This is a genomic window from Bradyrhizobium sp. 142 (assembly GCF_023074015.1).
Classification (GTDB): domain Bacteria; phylum Pseudomonadota; class Alphaproteobacteria; order Rhizobiales; family Xanthobacteraceae; genus Bradyrhizobium.
Map to the genome: position 1 here is coordinate 1 of NZ_JADPKQ010000245.1, position 832 is coordinate 832.

Sequence of the window (832 nt, forward strand, 5' to 3'; positions counted from 1 at the left end):
TCTGTCGATCACCAGGCAGGCGGAAGTTTTGAAGATCAGCCGCGGCAGCGTTTATTATCTGCCGCGCCCGGTGTCGTCCGCCGACCTCGCGATCATGCGGCATCTGGATCGGCTGCACCTGGAGTTCCCCTTCGCCGGTTCGCGTATGTTGCGAGGCCTGCTGGCTTTGCAGGGGTGCAAGATCGGCCGCCGGCATGTCAAGACGCTGATGCGGCGGATGGGGATCGAGGCGCTCTACCGCCGTCCGCGCACCACCAAGCCCGAGCCCGGCCACAAGATCTATCCGTATCTGCTGCGCGGCATAGAGATAACGCGCCCAAACCAAGTCTGGGCCATGGACATCACCTACATCCCGATGGCGCGCGGCTTCGTCTATCTCGCCGTCGTGCTCGACTGGGCGACCCGTCGCGTTCTGTCCTGGCGGCTATCGATCATGATGGAGGCGGCGTTCTGCGTCGAGACACTGGGGGACGCCCTCGCTCGTCACGGCAAGCCCGAAATCTTCAATACCGACCAGGGCAGCCAGTTCACCGGCGCGGCCTTCACCGGCCTGCTCGCCAGCAAGGGCATCGCCATCAGCATGGACGGCAAGGGCGCCTGGCGGGACAACGTCTTCGTCGAGCGGCTATGGCGCAGCGTCAAATACGAGGAGGTGTATCTGCGAGCCTACGAAACCGTCGGCGAGGCGCGACTTTCGATCGGCCGGTATCTCGACTTTTACAATCGCGCATCACAACACCCATCTGTCTATGTTGTTGAAGAGAAGAGACTTTGCTGATTGGGATGTGATCCCGTGGGGTATCTTGGGTTCTGTCGTGCTCGTTCGGCGATA

General features: G+C 61.8%; 1 pseudogene. It reads left to right on the forward strand.

The window, feature by feature from the left end:
- A pseudogene (locus IVA82_RS22615) lies at positions 1 to 724 on the forward strand (IS3 family transposase); the annotation flags it as partial.
- Positions 725 to 832: the final 108 nt, after the last annotated feature.